Origin of the sequence: Corynebacterium parakroppenstedtii, from assembly GCF_019754935.1 — a bacterium.
In the GTDB taxonomy this organism is placed as follows: Bacteria; Actinomycetota; Actinomycetes; order Mycobacteriales; family Mycobacteriaceae; genus Corynebacterium; species Corynebacterium parakroppenstedtii.
This window is the reverse complement of record NZ_JAGSOA010000001.1, coordinates 761,415-782,221: the sequence shown is the minus strand read 5'-3', so window position 1 is coordinate 782,221 and position 20,807 is coordinate 761,415. Positions and strand designations below refer to the sequence as shown.

General features: G+C 60.0%; 21 protein-coding genes. 13 read left to right on the top strand and 8 right to left on the bottom strand.

All coding sequences use genetic code 11. The features are described 5' to 3' along the window. The first annotated feature begins 68 nt into the window (after positions 1–68). The 6 genes from mtrA (at position 69) to secA (ending at position 9,794) form a co-directional block, all read left to right on the top strand. Complete coding sequence (mtrA, locus tag KCQ76_RS03275; RefSeq protein ID WP_041629492.1) at positions 69–743, top strand: MtrAB system response regulator MtrA; 675 nt, start codon at positions 69–71, stop codon at positions 741–743. Then, complete coding sequence (mtrB, locus tag KCQ76_RS03270; protein WP_231725332.1) at positions 736–3,180, top strand: MtrAB system histidine kinase MtrB; 2,445 nt, start codon at positions 736–738, stop codon at positions 3,178–3,180. Before mtrA ends, mtrB begins: the two co-directional genes overlap by 8 nt. Then, on the top strand, positions 3,177–5,075 hold the full coding sequence (lpqB, locus tag KCQ76_RS03265; RefSeq protein WP_046202654.1) for an MtrAB system accessory lipoprotein LpqB: 1,899 nt from the start codon (positions 3,177–3,179) through the stop codon (positions 5,073–5,075). The genes mtrB and lpqB overlap by 4 nt, the downstream gene beginning before the upstream one ends. Positions 5,076–5,137: 62 nt before the next feature. Continuing rightward, complete coding sequence (locus KCQ76_RS03260; RefSeq protein WP_052723061.1) at positions 5,138–5,878, top strand: ComF family protein; 741 nt, start codon at positions 5,138–5,140, stop codon at positions 5,876–5,878. A 243-nt stretch (positions 5,879–6,121) separates the two neighbouring features. Continuing rightward, positions 6,122–6,817, top strand: a complete 696-nt coding sequence (gene hpf, locus KCQ76_RS03255) for a ribosome hibernation-promoting factor, HPF/YfiA family (protein WP_046202652.1) — start codon at positions 6,122–6,124, stop codon at positions 6,815–6,817. Between the two features lie 241 nt (positions 6,818–7,058). Next, a complete protein-coding gene (secA, locus tag KCQ76_RS03250) occupies positions 7,059–9,794 on the top strand; it encodes a preprotein translocase subunit SecA (RefSeq protein ID WP_046205107.1) in 2,736 nt (911 codons plus the stop codon). Positions 9,795–9,844: 50 nt separating this feature from the next. On the opposite strand, the gene KCQ76_RS03245 is transcribed toward secA, so the two are convergent. Next, positions 9,845–10,501: a hypothetical protein gene (locus KCQ76_RS03245; protein WP_221914787.1), complete on the bottom strand. Its 657-nt coding sequence runs from the start codon at positions 10,499–10,501 to the stop codon at positions 9,845–9,847. A gap of 164 nt (positions 10,502–10,665) precedes the next feature. On the opposite strand from KCQ76_RS03245, the gene KCQ76_RS03240 reads away from it, so the two are divergent. Together KCQ76_RS03240 and KCQ76_RS03235 are read left to right on the top strand one after the other, a co-directional pair. Beyond that, positions 10,666–11,076 (top strand): HAD family hydrolase, encoded by a 411-nt coding sequence (locus tag KCQ76_RS03240; RefSeq protein ID WP_041628875.1) that lies wholly within the window; start codon positions 10,666–10,668, stop codon positions 11,074–11,076. Positions 11,077–11,086: 10 nt separating this feature from the next. After that, complete coding sequence (locus KCQ76_RS03235) at positions 11,087–11,593, top strand: DUF6912 family protein (RefSeq protein ID WP_046202649.1); 507 nt, start codon at positions 11,087–11,089, stop codon at positions 11,591–11,593. Here the strand turns inward: KCQ76_RS03235 and KCQ76_RS03230 are convergent. The 5 genes from KCQ76_RS03230 to KCQ76_RS03210 all read right to left on the bottom strand — a co-directional run bounded on the left by KCQ76_RS03230 (position 11,523) and on the right by KCQ76_RS03210 (position 17,726). Next, a complete protein-coding gene (locus KCQ76_RS03230) occupies positions 11,523–13,220 on the bottom strand; it encodes a chloride channel protein (RefSeq protein WP_052722175.1) in 1,698 nt (565 codons plus the stop codon). The genes KCQ76_RS03235 and KCQ76_RS03230 overlap by 71 nt on opposite strands. 17 nt (positions 13,221–13,237) lie before the next feature. Further along, a complete protein-coding gene (locus KCQ76_RS03225) occupies positions 13,238–14,575 on the bottom strand; it encodes a chloride channel protein (RefSeq protein WP_082090318.1) in 1,338 nt (445 codons plus the stop codon). Further along, positions 14,541–15,608: a ribosome small subunit-dependent GTPase A gene (gene rsgA / locus KCQ76_RS03220; protein WP_046202647.1), complete on the bottom strand. Its 1,068-nt coding sequence runs from the start codon at positions 15,606–15,608 to the stop codon at positions 14,541–14,543. Before rsgA ends, KCQ76_RS03225 begins: the two co-directional genes overlap by 35 nt. Further along, complete coding sequence (locus KCQ76_RS03215; protein WP_046202805.1) at positions 15,605–17,068, bottom strand: 3-phosphoshikimate 1-carboxyvinyltransferase; 1,464 nt, start codon at positions 17,066–17,068, stop codon at positions 15,605–15,607. Before KCQ76_RS03215 ends, rsgA begins: the two co-directional genes overlap by 4 nt. Positions 17,069–17,162: 94 nt before the next feature. After that, entirely contained in the window at positions 17,163–17,726 is a 564-nt protein-coding gene (locus KCQ76_RS03210) for an aminoacyl-tRNA deacylase (protein ID WP_046202804.1), read from the bottom strand. 83 nt (positions 17,727–17,809) lie between these two features. On the opposite strand from KCQ76_RS03210, the gene KCQ76_RS03205 reads away from it, so the two are divergent. Genes KCQ76_RS03205 through KCQ76_RS03195 form a run of 3 tightly spaced genes read left to right on the top strand, consistent with a single transcriptional unit; the run spans position 17,810 to position 18,949 of the window. Next, complete coding sequence (locus tag KCQ76_RS03205) at positions 17,810–17,992, top strand: hypothetical protein (RefSeq protein WP_146003190.1); 183 nt, start codon at positions 17,810–17,812, stop codon at positions 17,990–17,992. Further along, on the top strand, positions 17,985–18,572 hold the full coding sequence (locus KCQ76_RS03200; protein ID WP_373369095.1) for a sigma-70 family RNA polymerase sigma factor: 588 nt from the start codon (positions 17,985–17,987) through the stop codon (positions 18,570–18,572). The genes KCQ76_RS03205 and KCQ76_RS03200 overlap by 8 nt, the downstream gene beginning before the upstream one ends. Before the next feature lie 56 nt (positions 18,573–18,628). Further along, positions 18,629–18,949, top strand: a complete 321-nt coding sequence (locus KCQ76_RS03195; protein WP_052722176.1) for a hypothetical protein — start codon at positions 18,629–18,631, stop codon at positions 18,947–18,949. 144 nt (positions 18,950–19,093) lie between these two features. Here the strand turns inward: KCQ76_RS03195 and KCQ76_RS11145 are convergent, their stop codons facing one another. Further along, on the bottom strand, positions 19,094–19,168 hold the full coding sequence (locus KCQ76_RS11145; RefSeq protein WP_012732104.1) for a 50S ribosomal protein bL37: 75 nt from the start codon (positions 19,166–19,168) through the stop codon (positions 19,094–19,096). Positions 19,169–19,391: 223 nt separating this feature from the next. Next, positions 19,392–19,652, bottom strand: coding sequence for a WhiB family transcriptional regulator (locus tag KCQ76_RS03190; RefSeq protein ID WP_046202645.1), 261 nt, complete (start codon positions 19,650–19,652; stop codon positions 19,392–19,394). 264 nt (positions 19,653–19,916) lie between these two features. Here KCQ76_RS03190 and KCQ76_RS03185 point away from each other — a divergent pair, with 264 nt between their 5' ends. Both KCQ76_RS03185 and KCQ76_RS03180 read left to right on the top strand, forming a co-directional pair. Continuing rightward, positions 19,917–20,156, top strand: a complete 240-nt coding sequence (locus KCQ76_RS03185) for a hypothetical protein (RefSeq protein WP_146003191.1) — start codon at positions 19,917–19,919, stop codon at positions 20,154–20,156. A gap of 80 nt (positions 20,157–20,236) precedes the next feature. Further along, complete coding sequence (locus tag KCQ76_RS03180) at positions 20,237–20,785, top strand: hypothetical protein (protein ID WP_231725330.1); 549 nt, start codon at positions 20,237–20,239, stop codon at positions 20,783–20,785. Positions 20,786–20,807 lie beyond the last annotated feature (22 nt).

Genomic DNA, 20,807 nt, shown 5'->3' with positions numbered 1-20,807 from the left:
AGGGTAATACCCGGAGCTATCGTAAGTTGCTGCGACTGTGTCCCAGCCATATGCCAGAATATATAAATATGAAGACAAAGATCCTCGTTGTCGACGATGACCCGGCCATTGCGGAAATGCTCATGATCGTCCTTCAAGGTGAAGGGTTCGATACGGTCGTGGTGGGTGATGGTGCAGAGGCCGTGACCGCCGCATCCAACGAGGATCCCGATCTCATTTTGCTCGACGTCATGCTGCCCAGCATGAACGGGGTCGACGTGTGCCGTGCTATCCGGAAGACGTCAGGGGTACCCATCGTGATGTTGAGTGCTCGCACCGACACTGTCGACGTTGTCCTGGGCTTGGAGTCCGGCGCGGATGATTACATCAACAAGCCGTTTAAGCCGAAAGAGCTGGTGGCGCGCGTTCGTGCGCAGTTGCGGCGTCGTGAACAGGCCACGGGGGACACCATCCACGTCGGCGATTTGGTTATCGACGTTCCGGGGCACATCGTGAAGCGCGATGGGAAGGAAATCCCGCTTACCCCTATCGAGTTCGATCTGCTTACCCAGTTGGCTAGCCGGCCGAAGCAAGTGCTCACGCGTGAAGAACTGCTGCGGGAAGTGTGGGGATACAAGCAGCCCACGGACACCCGTGTGTTGAATGTTCATATCAACCGCTTGCGGATCAAGGTCGAGAAGGATCACAAGAATCCGAAGCTGATCCAGGCCGTCCGAGGAGTGGGTTACAAGATCGGTGAGTAGCGGTAATCCAGAGTCCCGTCCGGGACGATTGCGACACCCCCTCTTTGATCCGAAGAATCAAGAGGGGCTTAGTGCGCTGGTCCGCCCTTCGCTGCGCGATAATGACCCCGACGGGCACAGCCACTGGCCACTGAGCATCAGGCGTGTGTGGCGTCGAATAATAGACAAGTGGCAGACATCCGCCCAGGTAAAGACCGTGGGGCGGATGTTTATTGCGTCAGCCATCGTCCTGTTCGTTCTGTGCTTCACACTCATTTCTTTTATGACGACTCGGCTCACCCAATCGAAGGTAGAGGCCGCTCAAGACGGCATCGATAGAGCCCGTCGCGCCGTGGAGCAGCAGATCGACGCGTCGGATACCTCTAACTCAGTTCAGGTGCGTATCAACGCAGCCAGGACTGCCCTGACCGAGCGTGGCGGGGGATCCGAGACGTCGGATTCGTCATCTGGACCGGTCAACTCAGCCTATGAGCCGGTTCTGATTGCGCCGGATATCAACGGTGAGGACGTCGTTTCTCCTGACAACGCTCAAATACCGAAAAGCCTCAGGAATTTTATTCACGACAATCAAGTCGCGTACCAGTTCGATACGCTGCGACGCCCCGATGGCAGTCGATATAAAGCCTTGATTATTGGCTCCCCGGTGTCCTCTGATGTGCAGGGGCTGGAGCTGTATTTGATCTTGCCGATGGATAATGATGAATCCACCTTGGCACTGATGCGCGGGCTGATATCCAGTGGCGGCATCATTCTGCTCGTCGTGCTGGTCGGCATCGTCTGGACATTCGCTCAGCAGGTCACCACCCCTGTGCGCACGGCCAGCCGTACTGCTGAAAGGTTTTCTCAGGGGCACTTGAGTGAGCGCATGGCGGTGAATGGTCGCGACGAGATGGCGCGCCTGGCCACGAGTTTTAACTCCATGGCGGACTCGTTATCAAAGCAGATTAAACAGCTCGAAGAGTATGGTGACCTGCAAAAACAGTTCACGTCGGATGTGTCTCACGAACTCAGATCACCCTTGACGACGGTTCGGATGGCTGCGGACATCATCGAAGACAACGCCGACAACCTTGACCCCGTAATGCGTCGTGCGTCGTCGTTGATGAATAAAGAATTGGGGCGTTTCGAGGGGCTGCTCAGCGACCTTCTGGACATTTCCCGACACGATTCCGGAGTTGAGGAGTTGTCGCTCGAACAGGTTGATTTGCTGGGTGCGTTGCATGATGCGTGGCTGCTGAACGTCCAACTGGCGAAGAAACTCAACGTCCTTGTGCGTTTCCATGTGCCCAGCGAGCCACTGTTTATGCCCATTGATACTCGACGGGTCCAACGCATTTTCCGCAATCTCATTGAGAACGCGCTGGACCATGCCGAAGGTAAGCCCGTCGATATCGCTGTTCGACGCAATGATCGGGCGGTATCGATCATCGTGTTGGACCACGGTGTCGGGCTGAAAGCGGGCGAAGAAGACCTCGTGTTCAACCGCTTTTGGCGTGCTGATCCGTCCCGCGTGCGCCATCGTGGAGGCACCGGGCTCGGCCTGGCCATTGCCCGCGAGAACGCTGCGTTGCATGGCGGGAAGCTCGACGCGATCGGTGAAATTAAGGTCGGCTCCTGTTTCCGCCTGACTCTCCCGATCGATCCCGACGTCCCTGTCACGGTGAACGATGCTGCCTTGGACCTCGCAGTGGGGGAGAAGGCCGACGCGACCTTGGCGTCCTATCCGGAGCTGGTCGTGAAGACGTATGGCGCTGTGGACCACGCTGTCACTGAACCAACCGACGGCGACGAGGCGAGTACCGGCGACAACGCCCCAGCTGGTGATGATGTTCATGCTGGTGCCGATATTCACGCTGGTGGCGAGCCGAGTGATGCCGGTGCGGCTGCGGCTGGCGCCAGTGCGGCCGACGCTGGTGTGGCCGATGAACGCGGGGTGCGATCGGATGGCCAACAGGCGTTATTCGCCCCGTCGGCGGAACCTTCTTTGAGCGGATCCGCACAGAACGCTCATGCAGAAACCTCGGATATAGATCAGCCGAGTGAGGTCAGTGCTTCGGTTGCTGAGAACACACCATCAGCCGAATCTGCGCAACCAACCGTAACTGCGGACGAAGTCACCTCAGGCGAAATCGCCCCGAGTGAAGAGTGGCCGACGGTATACTCCGGATCCGCTGCCGACTCCGACGCCGAAAACAGTGCTGTCACCAGCGAGAAAGCCGTCGATAGTGCAGGTGCCGACGGCCGTGGGAATGATTATCCTGCTGAGGATGATTATTACGGTACGGAGTTAGAGGAAATCAGCGAAGAAGAACTCCGTGCGGCGGCTGAAATGGACGACTTCGACCCAGAACCGTCTGGATCGCTGCCCGTCGATACGCCCGGCAATGCTGACACCCATACCGAAACCGCTCACACCGATGCTGAGGAGGACCAATGATGAACAAACCGTGGCCCTCGTCGCGACGCGGCCGTCTGATCGCCGTCAGCACCGCACTCTGCCTCGGGGTGGCCTCGTCATTGTCAGGGTGTGCCACTTTGCCCAGCCATAGCGACCCGAAAGCTATCCATTCCTACGCGCCGGGGGAGTCGGGGACAACTGTTCCCGGGCCCCAAAAGGGCGACGCCCCCGACGAAGTGCTGCGCGGTTTCTTCTCCGCCTCAGCTCATCCGTCGCATAGCCACAAGGCTGCTCGCGCATTCCTGACCAGCAAGTCGTCAGATGCATGGAAAGACGGCAATGACGCGTTCATCGTCCAGCAGCTCAACATCAATTCGTCGGGTCAACCGATGGATGATGAAGCGACATTCGATGTGTCGGGCTCCACGATTGGCGTCTTGGGCGATGGGGGAACGTTCACCCCACGGAGCGGCTCCTACCGTTCACAATTCAAACTAAAGAAAGTGGACGGGGAATGGAGGATTTCGTCGGTACCCGAGGGCATCATCCTGCAGAGCGTCGACTTCGAACAGACCTATCGAGCCTACTCGGTGTACTTCTTGGACCACACCGGCCGGTACTTAGTCTCCGACCGACGGTGGATCTATTCCCAGCAGGACACGATTGAGTCGAGCCTCATGTCGCTCCTTGCCAGTGGGCCGCGCCAGGAACTCGCGCCCGGCATTGGCACCGCTCTACCTGCGGGAACGTCGATCACCGCGAAGAGCGACAAAGCCGGCGGATCTACCGTCGATATCAAGGGGCTGTCCCAAGTCAGTAGCGACGATCGCCAAAAGATCGCCGGGCAAGTAGTGTGGACGCTCATTCACACAGACGTGCGCGGACCGTTTACCCTCATGGCGGACGGGGCGCCCCTGCTCGACCAGGCGCACAAGTCGCTGAGTGCGTCCGACGTTTCAGACCTCAACCCCGAACCGCCGGAGATGAACACCCTTCACGCAGTGGCGAATGGAAGTATCGAGACGATCTCGGCTTCGGGCGCTACTGGTGATCGTGGCCCATTTGGGCGTGACGGCAAGATCCTCTCTGCCGGGATTACGCCGAATGGTGGTCTAGCTGCAGTCGTGGAACGCGACAACACCGGCGATGATGACGAAGGACGTGGCCAGTCAGGCAGCGGCAGTAGTGTTTTGCGCATCGGGCACGTGATGGATACCGACGTCGACACCCGGAATAGCCTGGAGGAAGCCGATGGGGCGGCGCAACCCATTGTGCGTGGTCGAACGCTCACCCGGCCGTCCTGGTCAGAAGACGGCACAGTGGCCTGGACCGTCGCCGATGGCAAAGAAATCCACCGCGTCGAATACCAAACCGGGACGGACAGCAAATCCGGGTCAGGGAGCGTCAAGAATGAATACATCGTGGATAACGACGCTCTCCGAGCCCAACTCCGCAGCGACGACGACGGCGACGACGAGAATAACGACCACAAAATCAGTGAATTCCGCGTCGCCAACGACGGCGTGCGGGCGGCCATGATCATCGGCGGCCGCGTGTTCACCGCGATCATCGCGCCGGGCGAGGGCGGTAAGAGCCGCATCATGTCGCCCCGCGAGCTGGGAGAGGTTTTTGTGGGCGACACCGCGACGAGCTTGGATTGGCAACCAGATGGTTCGCTCTTAATTGGCACGCAGTCGCAGGACGCGCCGCTATGGAGTGTTCAGCCCGACGGCGCCGACGCAACCAGGCTGACCTCGAACAACGTGCAGGCCCCGGTGTCGGCAGTGGCGTCCACGCGCAACGAGCTCTACATCACCGATTCGCGGTCTGTGCTCCAGCTGGAGCGGAACAATTCGTCGGATACGGCGACGCAGAACTGGCGTGAAGTGCCTGGCCTGCAGGGCATTCGCGCGCAGCCGATCGTCTCCCGGTAGCGCGACTGGAGCATGACGCGGGGGAAAAACGCAGGCGACAAAGCGGCGGGGGGATGGTGCCAGTGCGGTGGACGATTGGTTCGGTCGCTCGCGCAACAATGGATCTTCTTCTCCCCGCAGATTGTCCGGGATGCGGGCACCCCACGGTGCCGGGAGAACCGTCGGGGTTGTGCATTCGGTGCGAGCGCCTGTGCCAGCAGGATCCTCCCTTCTTTACGACGCCACGCCTGGACCCCGGTATTCCCATCGTGGTGAGCGGGTCGTATGGAGGCGTGCACCGCCAGGTGCTTTTGGGTGCGAAGGAACGCGGCCGACGCGATGCCCGGGATGTGTGCGGCGCGCTGATGGTGGGCACATTCCGATGGCTGTGGTCTAACGGATACCTGCCTGATCCGAGGGTGGTGCCGTGGGTGCTTGTTCCCGCCCCGACGACACCTCGTGCGTCGCGCCAAAGGGGAGGCGACCTGGTGACGCGGTGGTGCCAGGACACCGCCCAGGGAATATGCGGCGATATCAGCGTCGCCCCCGTGTTGCGAAGCAGAGGAACCAAGCGAGATCAGGTCGGACTGTCAGCCGCCGCCCGGCGGGAGAATCTGTCCGGCGCAGTAGCCGTCGATACCCGGGAATGGGAGCGGCACACCAGGAATATGCGGGCAAACATGGGGCAGGCCGGCCCTAATTCGCCCCGCGTGATCCTCGTGGACGATGTCGTCACAACCGGATCGACATGCGCTGAATCGGCGCTCGTCCTTCGCGCGCATGGGTGGCATCCGGTGATGGGGGTAGCGTTGTGTAGCGCGTAGCCCACTAAACCCCCTTGATAATGTCCGTTTAGTGCTCCTCAAGGCCGTGATTGTGGGTACCCCCACCCCCGAGTTCGAGCTCGTCCAGGTAGTCTTGAAAGTGTCCTTGAAGGCAACCATTGGGTTGCCGTGGAACCGGCGCCATACACAGTGCCGCAGGAAAAGAGCTGGATAGAAGCCCTATAAGGCTATTGCGATTCAGTCCGTGCGACACTGGCGCCCCTAGTGTTGGAGGTAGAGCTCGTGACCACACCTGCTGAGAAAGATGAGGCTGTCACACCACAAGCCCAGGTACACCTCACTGGCCGTAACGTTGACATTCCCGATCACTTCGCCGATAGGGTTAACGCGAAATTGGCCAAAATTGAACGCCTGGATCCTACGTTGACCTCCTTCCACGTCGAGCTGCTGCATGAACCTAACCCGCGCCGCGCTGACCGTGCTGATCGCATTCAGATCACGGCGTCAGGCAAAGGTCATATCGCTCGGGCGGAAGCAAAGGAAGATAGCTTCTACGCGGCATTGGAAAGCGCAATTGGCCGCATGGAACGTAGCCTCCGGAAGGTGAAAGTGCGCCGGCAGATTAGCCGTTCCGGCCACCGCACACCGATCTCCGTGGGCGAGGCGACGGCCCAACTGGTGCAAGACGCCAAGGATGAGCAGAAGACAGAGCAGCCTGGCAAGTACGACGTTGATCCCTACGCAGCGGACTTCGAGCCGGGCAAGATTGTTCGTCGCAAGACTCACCCGTCGACACCGATTAGTGTCGACGAAGCACTCAGCGAGATGGAATTGGTTGGGCACGACTTCTTCCTCTTTGTGAATAAGGAAAACAACAAGCCGTCGGTTGTGTACCGTCGTCACGCTTTTGACTACGGCCTGATTACCCTCGGCTCTGAGGAAGAGGCTGCGGCAGAATCTGCCGACGCAGACAAGTAACGTCTGTTGACGAATCCGGCTCCCACGTGGGGCCGGTTTTCTCATGTCTGGCCACAGTTAAGGTGGCCGATAAGTCGGAATAAGTCGCCAGATAAATTGGCGTGGTTCACCCGTTAGTGGTCAACACCGTATACTGCCAACCGAGTAGACTGCCCGTGTTATCTATGCTCACCTGGTGGGGCATACACTCGCTGGTAGCATTATCCATCCATAATCGACAGTTGTTAAAGGACCATTCCCTGTGCTTGGACTCTCCTCGATCCTCCGTGTTGGCGAAGGACGCGCCGTCAAAAGGCTGAAGAACATCGCAGACCGCGTTATCGCCCTTGAAGATGATTATGCAGCGTTGAGTGACGCGGAATTGGCCGCGAAGACCGATGAATTCAAACAGCGCCTGAAGGATGGCGAAACGGTCAACGACCTGCTCTTGGAGGCCTTCGCCACCGCTCGGGAAGCGTCGTGGCGAGTTCTGGGACAAAAGCACTTCCCCGTGCAGGTGATGGGCGCGGCGTCCTTACACTTCGGTTCCGTCGCCGAGATGAAAACCGGTGAAGGTAAGACCTTGACCTGTGTGCTTCCCGCATACCTCAACGCCCTGGAGGGCAAAGGCGCGCACGTCGTGACGGTGAATGACTACCTGGCCAAACGTGACTCGGAGTGGATGGGCCGTGTTCACCGTTTCTTAGGCTTGAAAGTTGATGTCATTCTCTCCGGCATGACCCCGGAGGAACGCCGCCAGGCCTACAACGCGGACATTACCTATGGCACGAACAACGAGTTCGGCTTCGACTACCTGCGCGACAATATGGCCCACTCCCTGGACGAGTTAGTGCAGCGTGGTCACCATTACGCCATCGTCGACGAGGTTGACTCCATTCTTATCGACGAAGCACGCACCCCGCTGATTATCTCCGGTCCCGCCGAGGGAACATCGGAGTGGTACACGGCTTTCGCGCGGATTGTGCCGCGGATGACCCGCGATATTCACTACGAAGTGGATGAGCGCAAGCGCACCGTCGGTATTCGCGAGGAAGGTGTCGAGCTGGTTGAGGATCAGCTAGGCATTGACAACTTGTACGCTCCGCAGAATTCGCAATTAGTTGGGTACCTGAACAACGCAATTAAGGCGAAGGAACTGTTTGTTCGCGATAAGGACTACATCGTCCGCAATGGTGAGGTCCTTATTGTCGACGAGTTCACCGGCCGTGTGCTGTCGGGCCGCCGCTACAACGAGGGCATGCACCAGGCCATCGAGGCCAAAGAAGGCGTAGAGATCCAGGCCGAGAACCAGACCTTGGCGACGATTACGCTGCAGAATTACTTCCGCCTGTACGACAAACTGGCCGGCATGACTGGTACCGCGGAGACTGAGGCGTCTGAGCTGCACCAGATCTACAAGCTCGACGTGAACCAGATTCCGACCAACCGGCCCAACCAGCGTATCGACAAGAGTGACCTGGTCTACAAGACGCAGGAAGCGAAATTCCGCGCTGTGGCCGACGACATCGAAGAGCGCGTGCAGAAGGGGCAGCCGGTGCTGGTCGGTACGACCTCAGTCGAGCGCTCCGAGTACTTATCGCACCTGCTGCAGTCGAAAGGTGTCCGGCACAGTGTGCTGAACGCCAAGCACCACGAGGAAGAAGCGCAGGTTGTTGCGCAGGCCGGCCGATTGGGTGCGGTCACCGTCGCCACGAACATGGCTGGCCGTGGTACGGACATCGTGCTCGGCGGTAACCCGGACATTATCGCGGATATTAACTTGCGTCAGCGCGGGCTCGATCCGGTGGAGACCCCCGAAGAGTACGAGCAGGCGTGGGATGAGGAGATCGCGCGTGTGCGTGACGCCTCGAAGAAGGAAGCGAAAGAGGTCTGCGAAGCCGGTGGCCTCTATGTCCTGGGCACGGAACGTCACGAGTCCCGCCGCATTGATAACCAGTTGCGCGGTCGTTGTGCACGTCAGGGCGACCCTGGCGAAACGCGGTTCTACCTGTCGATGCGCGACGAGCTGATGACGCGCTTCGTCGGGCCGTCCATGGAAGCCATGATGAATCGCCTCAACGTGCCGGACGATGTCCCGATCGAGGCGAAGATGGTGACCAACGCCATCAAGAGCGCGCAGACGCAGGTCGAAAGCCAGAACTTCGAGATGCGCAAGAACGTCTTGAAGTACGACGAGGTCATGAACTCGCAGCGTAAAGTCATCTACGCAGAGCGTCGTCAGATTCTTGAGGGCCTGGATTTGCGCGACCAGGTTCGCGCCATGATCGACGACACCATTTCCGCGTACGTCTATGCAGAGACCGCCGACGGGTACGTCGAGGATTGGGACCTGGGTGCATTGTGGAACGCCCTCGAGAGCCTCTATGGACCGACGATGAGCTGGCAGTCTCTTATCGATTCGTCTGAATACGGTCCGGCGGGTGAGCTTCCTGTTGAAGATCTGCGTCGGGCATTGATTGACGACGCGTTGGCCCAGTACGAGGACCTCGAGAAGGTCGTCGAGGCCATCGGTGGCGACGAGCAGATGCGTAACCTGGAGCGCTATACCCTGTTGAACGTGGTGGACCAGAAGTGGCGCGAACACCTCTACGAGATGGATTACCTCAAAGAGGGTATCGGTTTGCGTGCGATGGCTCAGCGCGATCCCCTTGTTGAGTATCAGCGCGAGGGTGGCGACATGTTCCGCAAGATGGAGGACGGCATCAAGGAAGAGGCCGTCCGGCAGCTGTTCATGGTTCGCCAGCAGATCGAAGCGAATAAGATGCAGCAAAATGCCGACGTCAACGGTGACGGCGAAGTCGATGCGACGGACTTCGCGGGCGAGCGCCAGGAAGTGCAGATGAGCTACTCCGGGCCAGATGAGACCGGTTCTGCCTCGGCAGTGAACGAGGGTGACGCGGAGGCTCAGCCGAAGAACCGCCGTGAGCGTCGTGCGGCTGCACGGGCTCAGCGCAAGAGCGGACGTCACGCTCGGTAACTGATTGCCCTCCCGCGTGGAGGGGTTTCCTGCGTGGAGTGCCCGGATGTTCACATGAACCGGAGTGTCGTGATCCGGTAGGACGTCCGGGTTTTGGCCGCTTTACCAGCCAGTATCCGGACCCGTCCTGGCTGGTGCGACCGGGGGAGTCGTGCTTGCCACGTTCCGCAGAATTCAACGAAACGTGGGCGTTCTCCTTCGGCCTCGTTCGTCGAGCAGTGAACCATGATGAGCCGCCCCGCCACGATGGGTGCATGGGGGCTGGTGCTCAACCGGGATAGCGTCGTGAGTGATTGCCGAACCATGGGGGCGAAATCGTCGGAGGATAATTTGGATGGTGGCCGGTGGCCGCTCGCGGCCTCTAGTGCGATGGTGACGAGTCTTCGGATCACGGCCGTGGGGGTTGCCAGAGGAATCGGTGAGGAGTCGGTTTCGGATGGCGGCGGGCTGAGTAGAGCAGGTTGTGCTGGGGGATTCTCCAAGTATTCGTTGGTGTCCACGTACCCGCTGGTGTCCGCGTGATCATTGGTGTATTCGCCGTTATCCACGTACTTGCTGGCATCCAGAATTGCTCGGTTAGTGACGTGATGCAACAAGGTGAACCCGGGGATGGGTGCTAACCAGTCTGGTTCAGTGAAGCGTCGGGCCGAAGGGGGAGCAATGGCATTCGACTCGGTGGCTATCGCTTCTTCAGCTGCTGAGTTCATGGTGGTTGCGGTGTTCATACTTGGTTTGACGTAAAAATGCGCTCATGGTTCCCTTCGCTGCCATATATGCGGCGCCCCGGCCATATCGCCACTCCACAGTCATATATGCCACGCCCACCCTGAGACAGGGCATCGAACCCGAAGTTCGGTTACGATAGTGCGACATGAGAGGTTTGATTGTGGATTATTGTGGCGTTTTAGACGTGTCCGAGGAGGACGCGGACCGGTGGCGCGCCCTGCTTCAAGCAGCGAAAGCAAATGGCGTGGCCACCGCTATTTTGTCGAATGATCCCGGCGGACCCCAAGCAGATCCCATCCGTGAGTGGGAGCGCTCTGGCACCGTCGATGCCGTCGTCCTTTCCGGCGAAGTCGGGGCGGATAAGCCGTCGGAGGAAGTTTTCCAGGCAGCCGCCGACGCCATTGAACTTCCACTGAATGATTGTGTTCTGGTGGATGACTCGATCGAGAATGTCAAGGGCGCTGTCGAATCCGGCATGGTCGGGGTGCTGTACCAGCAGTTTGACCGGACGGTTGTGCAGGTGACGGGCTTGTTCGGTCTGGATGGTGACTTCTAGGTTGGCAACAATGCGGATTTACGTGCCGGCCACGTTCAGTACGTTGCAGGAGCTGGCGGAGAACAAATCTATGCCGGTACGTAGCGGCGTAGCTTTTGCCGTCACCCCGGCATTGCGCGAGTACTTCACCTCGGGTGACGACGAAGAGCTGGGCTACCAGGCGTACTTAGATGCAGGCCGGGCCTCCTTGCGCTTGCTCTCGGTGGGGGACGAGGATCGCTTTCCTCACCGCCGTGTCATCCTCACTTTCGAGGTGGATGAGTCCACAGTGACTCCGGATCCGACGGCGGGCGAATCAACGGTGCGATTGGATCCACCGACATTATCTGCCGACGATCTTGCGTCCATTCATATCGATGTTAAGCAGGCCGAAGATGACACCGCGCAGGCTTTACGTGTCATTGATGAAGCCGACCTGGGCGATGACGATGCGGAACATCTCCTGGCTAACTGCGAGGATCACGATCTCGCCTGGTATGACCCTCAGGAGCTGTCGATGGTGGCTCAGCTGTTGTAGAACCTGCTGACGCCGATCCTGCCGACGCCGATCCGGCAGGCGGAGATCCTGCTGACGGAAAGTGCGCGCCCTGATCCTGGGCGCCGTCTTCCGTCACCTTTTCAACCCGATGCCAGCCTGGCTCTGTGGTGTGAGTGCTTCGTGACGGTCGAGCAGCCTTTTGCGACCGCATATCGTCGGCAAAGGGCCCGTGCTGAGCAGTGGCGACGCCGGCCTTATTGGGTGTGACAGTGCGCCGGAATAGCCAGTTTTGGCCCTTCTGTGTCGCGCGGACAGCGAGCGCTGCAGCAATGACAGCGACGAACATGGCGAGGTAACCGTCGGCACCCTGATTGGTGAACTCGACGGCTGCGACCAGCCCAAATAGCGGTGCGGCCATCGTCGTCGAGAGGAATGCGGCCGCTCCCAACAGTGCGCACGCACGCGGGTCGACGCTGGGGAACATCCATTGCCCCGCGTAGCCCAACACGCATCCGAGTAACGCGCCCAAGGCGAAGGACGGCGTCAAGATTCCGCCGACCGCGCCCGCCCAAAAGCTTGCGCAGGTCACCGCCAGGCGGATGATGAAGACCGCGATGGCCCCGCCGAGTGTCACCCGCGCGGTGAGCGCAAGGTTGGCCGAATACGCACCATTACCGCTGGATCCCAGGAAAAAGAGGGACAGAACCCCGACGATGGCCATCACGCCTGTTGTGGCCAGCCATTGCCAGCGCGCCGACACGGGTCGCGCGGATGCCCGATGAGCCAGGCGCGCGAAATAGTCGCCGGCCAGGCCGGCTATCGAGCCGACGACAACAGCGCAGAGCAAGGTCAGCGCGCTTTCGTTTAACTGTGCCGCGTTATAGGTGACTCGTGGTGCGCCCAGGAGGCCCGAGACCGTCGTCGCGACCACCGAGCAAGTCATCGTCGTCACAACAGCTCGCACGGAGGCGGATACCAGGAGCAGCTCGATGGTGAACAACGCACCGGCCAAGGGTAGGTGGAATGACGCCGCCATGCCGGCCCCGGCTGCCGACGCAACGAGGAGACGGAGGGTTCGTCGGTCTACTTCCCATAGCCGCGAGAACGCGGAGGCGATGAGGGCGCCGATCTGACGGGGAGCCTGCTCGCGGCCGATGGGAACGCCCGCGGAAACGCTGATGATCTGTAGTAATGAGCTGGAGAGCGTGGAGCCGACGGGCATCGTGGTGCCCTGCATGGCCTGGGGGATAGAGACGCGCCGGGTGGATCGCCAGTGCAACACGGCCCACCCGACCCCGGAGATGAATCCGACGGCCACGAGGTGAATGAGCAGATTGATGGTAGGGCCGAGCGAATCGAGGGGAGATATCTCGTGTTGATGGTCGGAGCCGTACACCAACCGCTCGGTGAACAAGATCAGTTGGGCCACTCCGGCGATGAATGCCCCCACGATAATCCCGATGATGGTGGCGTAGACGGCGACGAGCCCGATGGGGGACCGTGACACGCTGGAGGCGGGCACGGGCGGGAATTGCGAAATGTCATCATCGCCGGCCGACGCGATGGAGTACGACCGCAATCGGGTACGGAGGGGGTGTTCGCACGACGAGTCGGTGGCGCGCGTGTTTCTCTGTTGCCAGTTGTTCACCGCCCTGCGCCACCACATGAAAATAGGTTAAGGGTTCACTGGCGTGTCAAGAAAGAAAAGGTGCCTGCCCCGCGACATTTTTTACTCAATGTGGGGTAGATCAGGGGCAGACTTGCGACGATCACCGCGACGGCGATGGCGGGAATGCTGGAGAGACCTTGCCCTGTGAATTCCACGGTGATGAGGAGGGCGAAGAGGGGAGCGCGTTGTGCCGTAGCGAGGAAGGCTGCCCCACCAAGGACCGCGCAGGCGAGGATCGGTGTCCCGTGGACATTTTCAGTGAGGACGTCGGGCGTGCTTCCTGTATTTCCGACGGCGCCCATGACCCCTGCGAGAGCAACGCCCGCCAATGCTCCCACCATCACGCCGATAGAGAAGCTCGGGGTCAGGATCCCGCCAAACGCTCCGCTGGCGAGGCTGATGAGCGTGACGAGGATGTTGAGCGCACAGAGTAGCGCAAGAGCTTTCCACCCTATCGAGGCGTCAAATGCCGACACCGCCGCGTATTTTCCGTTGCCGGCAAGAGCGGGAAGGCTCATTGCTGCGACTCCGACCAGGGCGAATCCCACCGGCATGCGATACAGGACGCGGGCGTCGTGGGTGGCCCAGTGTTGACACCATCGAGCAAGGTGACGGAACGCGCTGCCCAAAGGGCCGATGATCACGCCCACCAGGATGGCGAACAGCAAGGTTGTCCATGAACAGGTCACTCGCGGCGCGCTGTATTGCAGCCCGGTGGGCTCGATAAGAGCGGATATGACGGTCGCGATCACGCAGGTCGCGCTCACGACGATGATTTTGTGGAGTCGGATGCTCACCCCGCACAACTCGATGGCGAACGCGATACCCGCCAGGGGAACGTGATAGGCGGCGGCAAGTCCCGCGCCCGCAGCCGACGCAATAAGCAGTCGTCGGAGTTCGGGGGTCATGCGCGCCCATGCGGCAACGCGGTCGGCCCATAGCGCACCAGCCACGCGCGGTGCATTTTCCCGACCCACGGACGCGCCGGTGCCGACCTGCGCTACCTGGAGGGCAACATTTGCGCTGGTCTCGGGGATGACAGAGGGTTGTCCGTTGAGCGATTGCGGTACCGATGGTTGCGGGCGCCCCCACCGCTGAAGACCCCACCACAACATACTTCCGATGACACCTGACGCGATGTACACGGTCAGAATTCGGCCGGGGGATGTGGCGTCGGTAGGAATGGGTGTGCTGGATTCGTCGGTACCGAAAGAGAGTTTCTCGACGGCCAGGAAAAGGATGGTGAGGAGTGCTGCGGATACGCCGGTGAGCGCAGCCACCCCGGCAATGCACAGACTGAGGACGGCGAGGCGACGACTACGAGTCATCCCGATTGAGGTCCCACTCGTCATTGGATCGCAGGGTTTCTAAGACGGAGCGAATCGCGTGGACGCGCCGGGCGGTTGCGCCGGTGGCGGTATCGAGCGCGCACTCGGGGTCTGCGGGCGGCCCCATGTGGGTGCATCCTCGCGGGCAGTCGGTGATGAGCTCGGCGAGGTCCTCGAACGCGGCGATGACCGTATCGGGATCGACGTGGGCCAGGCCGAAGGAGCGGATTCCCGGGGTGTCGATGATCCACCCGGCGTCGGCTGGTTCGTCTTCCGTGGCGTGTTCAGTGCCCGTCGGCAAGCGGAGGGCCACCGATTGCGTCGACGTATGCTTTCCCTTGCCGACGCCGGAGACTTCCCCTGTAGCCCGGTCCGCGTCCGGCACGAGGCGGTTGACCAGGGTTGATTTGCCGACGCCCGAGTGCCCGATGAGCGCCGTGACATGTCCGCGCGTCAGGCGTCGGACGTCGGTAATGTCGTCATCTTGTCCGGCGATAACGATGCGGATGTCGAGATCCTCGAATTCGTGCGCAAAGGGCGCGGGATCGGTGAGGTCGCTCTTGGTGAGGCACAGGATGGGGGAGATACCGCCGGCGAAAGCGGCCACGAGGGCACGCTCCACGAACCCCGCCCGTGGCGGCGGATCCGCGACGGACGAGACAATGAGCAGCTGATCAGCGTTGGCGACGACGATGCGTTCATACGGGTCGTTATCGTCCGCGGTGCGTCGGAGGATGGAGCGCCGGTCGGCCAGCTTCACGATCCGCGCGAGCGTTCCCGGGTTTCCCGAGGTGTCGCCGACCACGCCCACACGGTCACCGACGACGATGGCGGTTCGACCGAGTTCACGGGCACGCATGCACACGATGGTGCGAGCGTCGTCGGGTGCGTCGTCCAGGACAACTCCCCACCGTCCGCGATCTTTGGTGATGACCATGCCCCACTGCGCATTCTTGTGGGAGGGGCGGTCTTTCGTGCGTGGCCGGGAGCCTTTACCTGGGCGAATATGGACATCGCTTTCATCCCAGTCGCGTGAGGGGCGTCGTCGTGCGCTCATTCAGGGCCGCCTTCTGCAGAATTCGTGGCTGTCAGCCATGTTCGTGCAAAGTCGGGGAAGGTTTTCGAAGTGGTCCCAATATTTTCGACGCGAACCCCGGCCACGGCCAAACCGATGACGGCGCCGGCTGTGGCCATGCGGTGATCGTCGTAGGTGGGCCAAGTGTTGCCGTGAAGTGGGGCCGGGGTGATGATGAGGCCGTCGTCGGTTTCCTCGACCTGACCGCCGAGTGCGTTGATGTTGGTGGCCAGGGCGTGAAGGCGGTCGGTTTCGTGTCCGCGCAGGTGAGCAATTCCGTACAGGTGGGAGGGGGTGTCCGCGAGAGCGGCGAGGGCCGCGATAGTGGGGGTGAGCTCACCGATGTCGTGAAGGTCCATCGTGATCCCGGTCAGGCCGGGACCGGATCTGCGACCGTCTGCGGGCGCATCAGGACCAGTGACGACGAGATCATGATCGACGAGATCGCAATGAGCCCCCATCTCTTCCAGGATGGTGCGGAATTGATCTCCCGGTTGAGTTGTCTTGGTCGGCCAGTTCGGGATCACGACGCGCCCTCTCGTGACTGCCGCGGCGGCCATAAATGGGGTGGCGTTGGACAGGTCGGGCTCGATGACCCATCGGTTCGGCTGAATATCCCCAGGCGCAACCTGCCACGTGTGCGGTTCCGGCATCGTGACACCAATACCCGCATCCCGCAGCATGTCTATAGTCATCTCGATGTGCGGCTGCGAGGGGAGCGTGGTCCCTGTGTGCGTCACCGTAATCCCATGAGTGAAGCGCGCCGCCGAGAGCAGCAGGCCCGAAATAAATTGCGAGCTCGACGACGCATCAATGCGGATAGCTCCCCCGCGCGGTCCTTCAATAGTGCCGACGTGTGACGCGTGCGGATTACCCGTCGATGTGTGCGCATCCGACGAGGCCACCCCCTCAATCCGCAGCGGAAGCGAGTCGCCCTCGACGGTGACGCCTAATTGACGCAGCGCGTCGGCCATGGTTCGTAGCGGTCGCTTTCGCGCGTGCGGGTCGCCGTCGATAAGAACTGGCCCGTCGGCAAGAGCCGCGACGGGAGGTAGGAAGCGCATGACTGTTCCAGCTAGCCCGCAGTCGACAGTTGCTCCGTGTAGTTGTGGCGTCGGGGTGACGCGGAGGGAAATCGATGCCGGTGGTGTTCGTCGGCAATTATTGTCCGTTGACGACGAGCCGGACGATGAGCCCGACGACGAATCGCTCTCCTCAATAGTGGCTCCCATGGCTCGCAGTGCGGCGATCATGAGGTCCGTGTCCCGGCTGCGCAGCGCACCTGTAATGGTGGAGGGGCCCGACGCCAGTGCCGCGAGAATGAGCGCCCGGTTGGTCATGGATTTGGAACCGGGGATGGTCACGGTGGCGGTGACAGGGTGTCGGGGAGTGGGGGCCTCCCACAGTAGGGTGTCGGGTGACTGCGCTTTCACGGTTGTCATTGTTGCATTATCGGCGCGGGACTGCATAGAAGTGCGTCATGGTGGGGGTTGGTTACGCGTGAGGCCGAAAATGGCGTGGACCCCAGCAGCACACCTAGTGGCCTTCGAGTATGTCGGCGGTGGTGGCGTCGGTGAGTGAAATGAGGTCCTGCGGGGATAAGCCGATATCGAGGCCGCGCTTGCCCCCAGAGACGTACATGGTGTCGCAGAGGAGGGCGGTTTCGTCGATAACGGTAGGAAGGCGATGCTTTTGGCCGAGCGGAGAGATCCCGCCGGTGATATATCCGCTGCTGCGCTCTGCGTCCTTGGGCTTAGCCATGCTGGCTTTCCCGTGCCCGTATCCGCGTTCTTTCAAGGCGACGGCGGCGTGTTTGAGGGACAGCCTTCCAGTGACGGGGACAACCGCTACCGCCAGGTCGGGCTTGGGCTCTTTCCCGGCAGCGAGGTCAATGAGCAGGGTTTTGAAAATCTGGTCGGCCTCGATTCCTTCGCTCGCCAGCATTTCGGCGGCTTCTTCGCCGTAATTGGTGGTGTGATGGTCGAATTCCCGAACCTCGTGGTCGACGCCGGCATTTGCGCAGACTTGTAGCGCGGGCGTTGCGGCTCGACCTGTTTTCTTCCCTGACGATGCTTTCCCATGACCCTTCTTGCCACTCATGGCTGCTATTTGTACACCGTCACCGAAAGTAAATACACGGTGGGGCATGTCGATTACGATCATGTCGGTTACGATGAAGAACGATGACTGCGAATGTTGCGACTGTTCTGTGTCGATCGATGTCGGGAACTCGGCTGGTGATGGGGAATAACCGATCGCGCCGTTCCGCTGGCAACCACGATGCGTGGGAACGCGGCTCGTTCGCGAGTCTAAGCACAGAAGAGAGTCTTCAAGGTGCACGTCGTGAGGAGGTTCTCTGTGGCTAATCAAGCCGATTTCGAAGAGCAAGCAATGCCGCTGTTGGACCAGCTCTATGCGGGTGCGCTGCGGATGACACGGAATCCACCGGACGCGGAAGACCTTGTCCAAGAAACCTATATGAAGGCGTATCGCAATTTCGGGTCTTTTAAGGAAGGCACGAATTTAAAGGCCTGGATGTATCGCATCATGACAAATGCGTACATCAATGTTTACCGCAAGGCACAGCGCCGGCCGACGGAATCGCCGACTGATGAGATCACCGATTGGCAATTGGCTGCCAACGCGGAGCATGACTCGACGGGGCTGGAGTCGACCGAGGTCGAAGCACTAAAGAACATTCCCGACGAGCGTATCCGCGATGCTCTCATGGATCTTCCCGAGGATAATCGGATGGTTGTTTATTATGCCGATGTTGAGGGGATGCCGTATAAGGAGATCGCTCATGTGATGGGTACTCCGGTGGGAACGGTGATGAGCCGCCTTCACCGCGGAAGAAAAAAGCTGCGGGAAGCGTTAAAAGAAGTGGCCTCGGAACGTGGCATAGGCGGCGTCCAAACTGCCGGATCTGCTGAAACACATAAATAAATCCGAAAAGTACCGTCAAGAATAAGTACCGTCACATGTATGAAAGGAACGACCCCATGACTCATCACTGCGGGAATGAACCCAAGGATGAGGAGCCTGGCGCGTCAGACTCCTCAGCATCTGCCGGTGGGTATGCGCTCGATAGTTGTTGTCACGACATTATCGATGAGTTGAACGATCTTCTGGATGAACCATGCAATCCGGAGCGACGTCAGGCGCTGATGGAGAGGGTGAATAGCTGCCCGGAGTATTTTGAGGCCTACGGTATTGAGCAAACCGTTCGGAGCCTCCTCCGTCGTAGCTGTTCAGAGCCAGCGTCGCGCGAGTTGCGTGCCCGTATTCACGTGGCGATTACGGAGCAAATTCGCTACGAGTGAGTGGGGGTGTTGCTCGTCCGTCACGGGGAGTCTCGACGATATTTATAGACGAGAAAAGGGTGAACCTCATGGTGGGTTCACCCTTTTTGTTATGAGTTGTGTCAGCTATTCGGCAGCTGCACTAAATGTTTCACGCGAGGTGTTTTATGCGCTGGGCCGCTTGCCGTGGTTAGCCTTCTTCTTGCGGCGGTCCTTGCGCTTGCGTCCACGTTTGCTCATCGCGGCTCTCCTTTACTTGATTGGGGGCAGTGGACGTGCAGTGCACGTCGTGTCTTTTTATAGGGCCGGGCCACGCGCGGGCGGTCACGACGCCATAGGAAGGTGATTTTATCGAATGGTCATTGTGATAGCTAACGCGGTCTGATCCCGGGGTTCAGTTATGTACCACGGATCGCCTGATGAGCTCACGCGCGCTGAGCCGTCGTCAGTGAGCTAACGAGCCCTAGACCGTAGCGCGACGACGGGAGTTGTTGCGGTTGCGGCGGCGCTTCAGAGTGCGTCGTTCGTCTTCGCTCATGCCGCCCCAGACGCCGGCGTCCTGGCCGGTCTCGATGGCCCAGGCGAGGCACTGCGAGGTCACTGGGCAGCGGTTGCAGACGACCTTTGCACGAGCGATCTGTGCCAGTGCGGGGCCGGAGTTTCCGACGGGGAAGAACAGTTCGGGGTCTTCGTCACGACAAACGGCTTTGTGGCGCCAATCCATGAAATTCTCCTTGTTACGTGCGGTGGGTGTGGCGGGTGCTGTGTCCGGTTATTGCTAACTCGACCGATGCTCCGGCCGGCAGGCACGCCAAAAGCAGCCATGGCCATGGCGTCGACAGTGGATTAGGGGAGGATGACCGGGGGAAATCCCGAAACTAGTCCTCGAAACAGCACCCTCGTCAGCAGAAACGTTTGTCTCGCTGATGTGCGTACTTGGAAACTATGGCACGGCTTGGCCAGCATTTCTAGGCTTCGGGGGTAAAATGTGTTGAACGTCACAGGAACTGTTTTTGACAGCCAGCCGTCAACCTCTAGCATTATTTGGATTTTTTGTAATAGCTTCCTTAAGCCTAAAAAGCGACAGAGTGTCACCTTAAAAGCGCTGGATATTCAGGTGAACATCACGGAAATTCAAGGTAAACACAGGGTAGCTGTGGGGGTGGCAGGGCCTTATATGCTCATCTTTCAGCCCGATGTTCCGCCTGATGTGGTTGCAGTACGGTAATCAGCCTGGTTGCGGTTTCATTGCCGACGACGAACCCGTGCGTGGGGCGTGGTCGGTGCCGGGGTTGCTACAGTGAGCGTGTGTCTAGTTCCCGTAAGAAGCGTTCGGTCAATCGTGGTGTGCGGCGGAAGTCTGACCAGCGGCCGTCGTTAGGCCAGCCCCGCGAGGATGTTCAGCCAGCGCACGACCATCAGCAAGACGGCCGAGAGGCAGAATTAACGCTCCCGTCGACCGTGAAGTGGGCGGGCTACGTCGGCATGATTGAAGGTGCTGTGGGGCTGATTGCCGCGATCGTGATGGTTATTCAAACAGCCCGGGGACACGGCGATGGCGACGCGAAGGTTGAGGGAGTGCTGGCCAGCTGGGGTAGTGGCTACGGAACGGCATTATGGTTCGTCATCATCTTCGGCGCTGTTGCTGCGGCCGGATGGGCGTTGACGCGTGGTAAGCGGTGGGGACGTGCTCCAGTGGCAATGCTGAATATGCTTCTGCTGCCGGTGGCTTGGTATATGTTTTCGTCGTCCCGGCCGGAGCTGGGCATCCCGACGCTTCTTGTGTCCCTGGTCGGCCTTGGGCTGATTTTTAATCCCGCCGCGGTGTCCTGGGCGGCATCACGATACGGCCAATAGATCGCCACTAGCCTGCATTAAT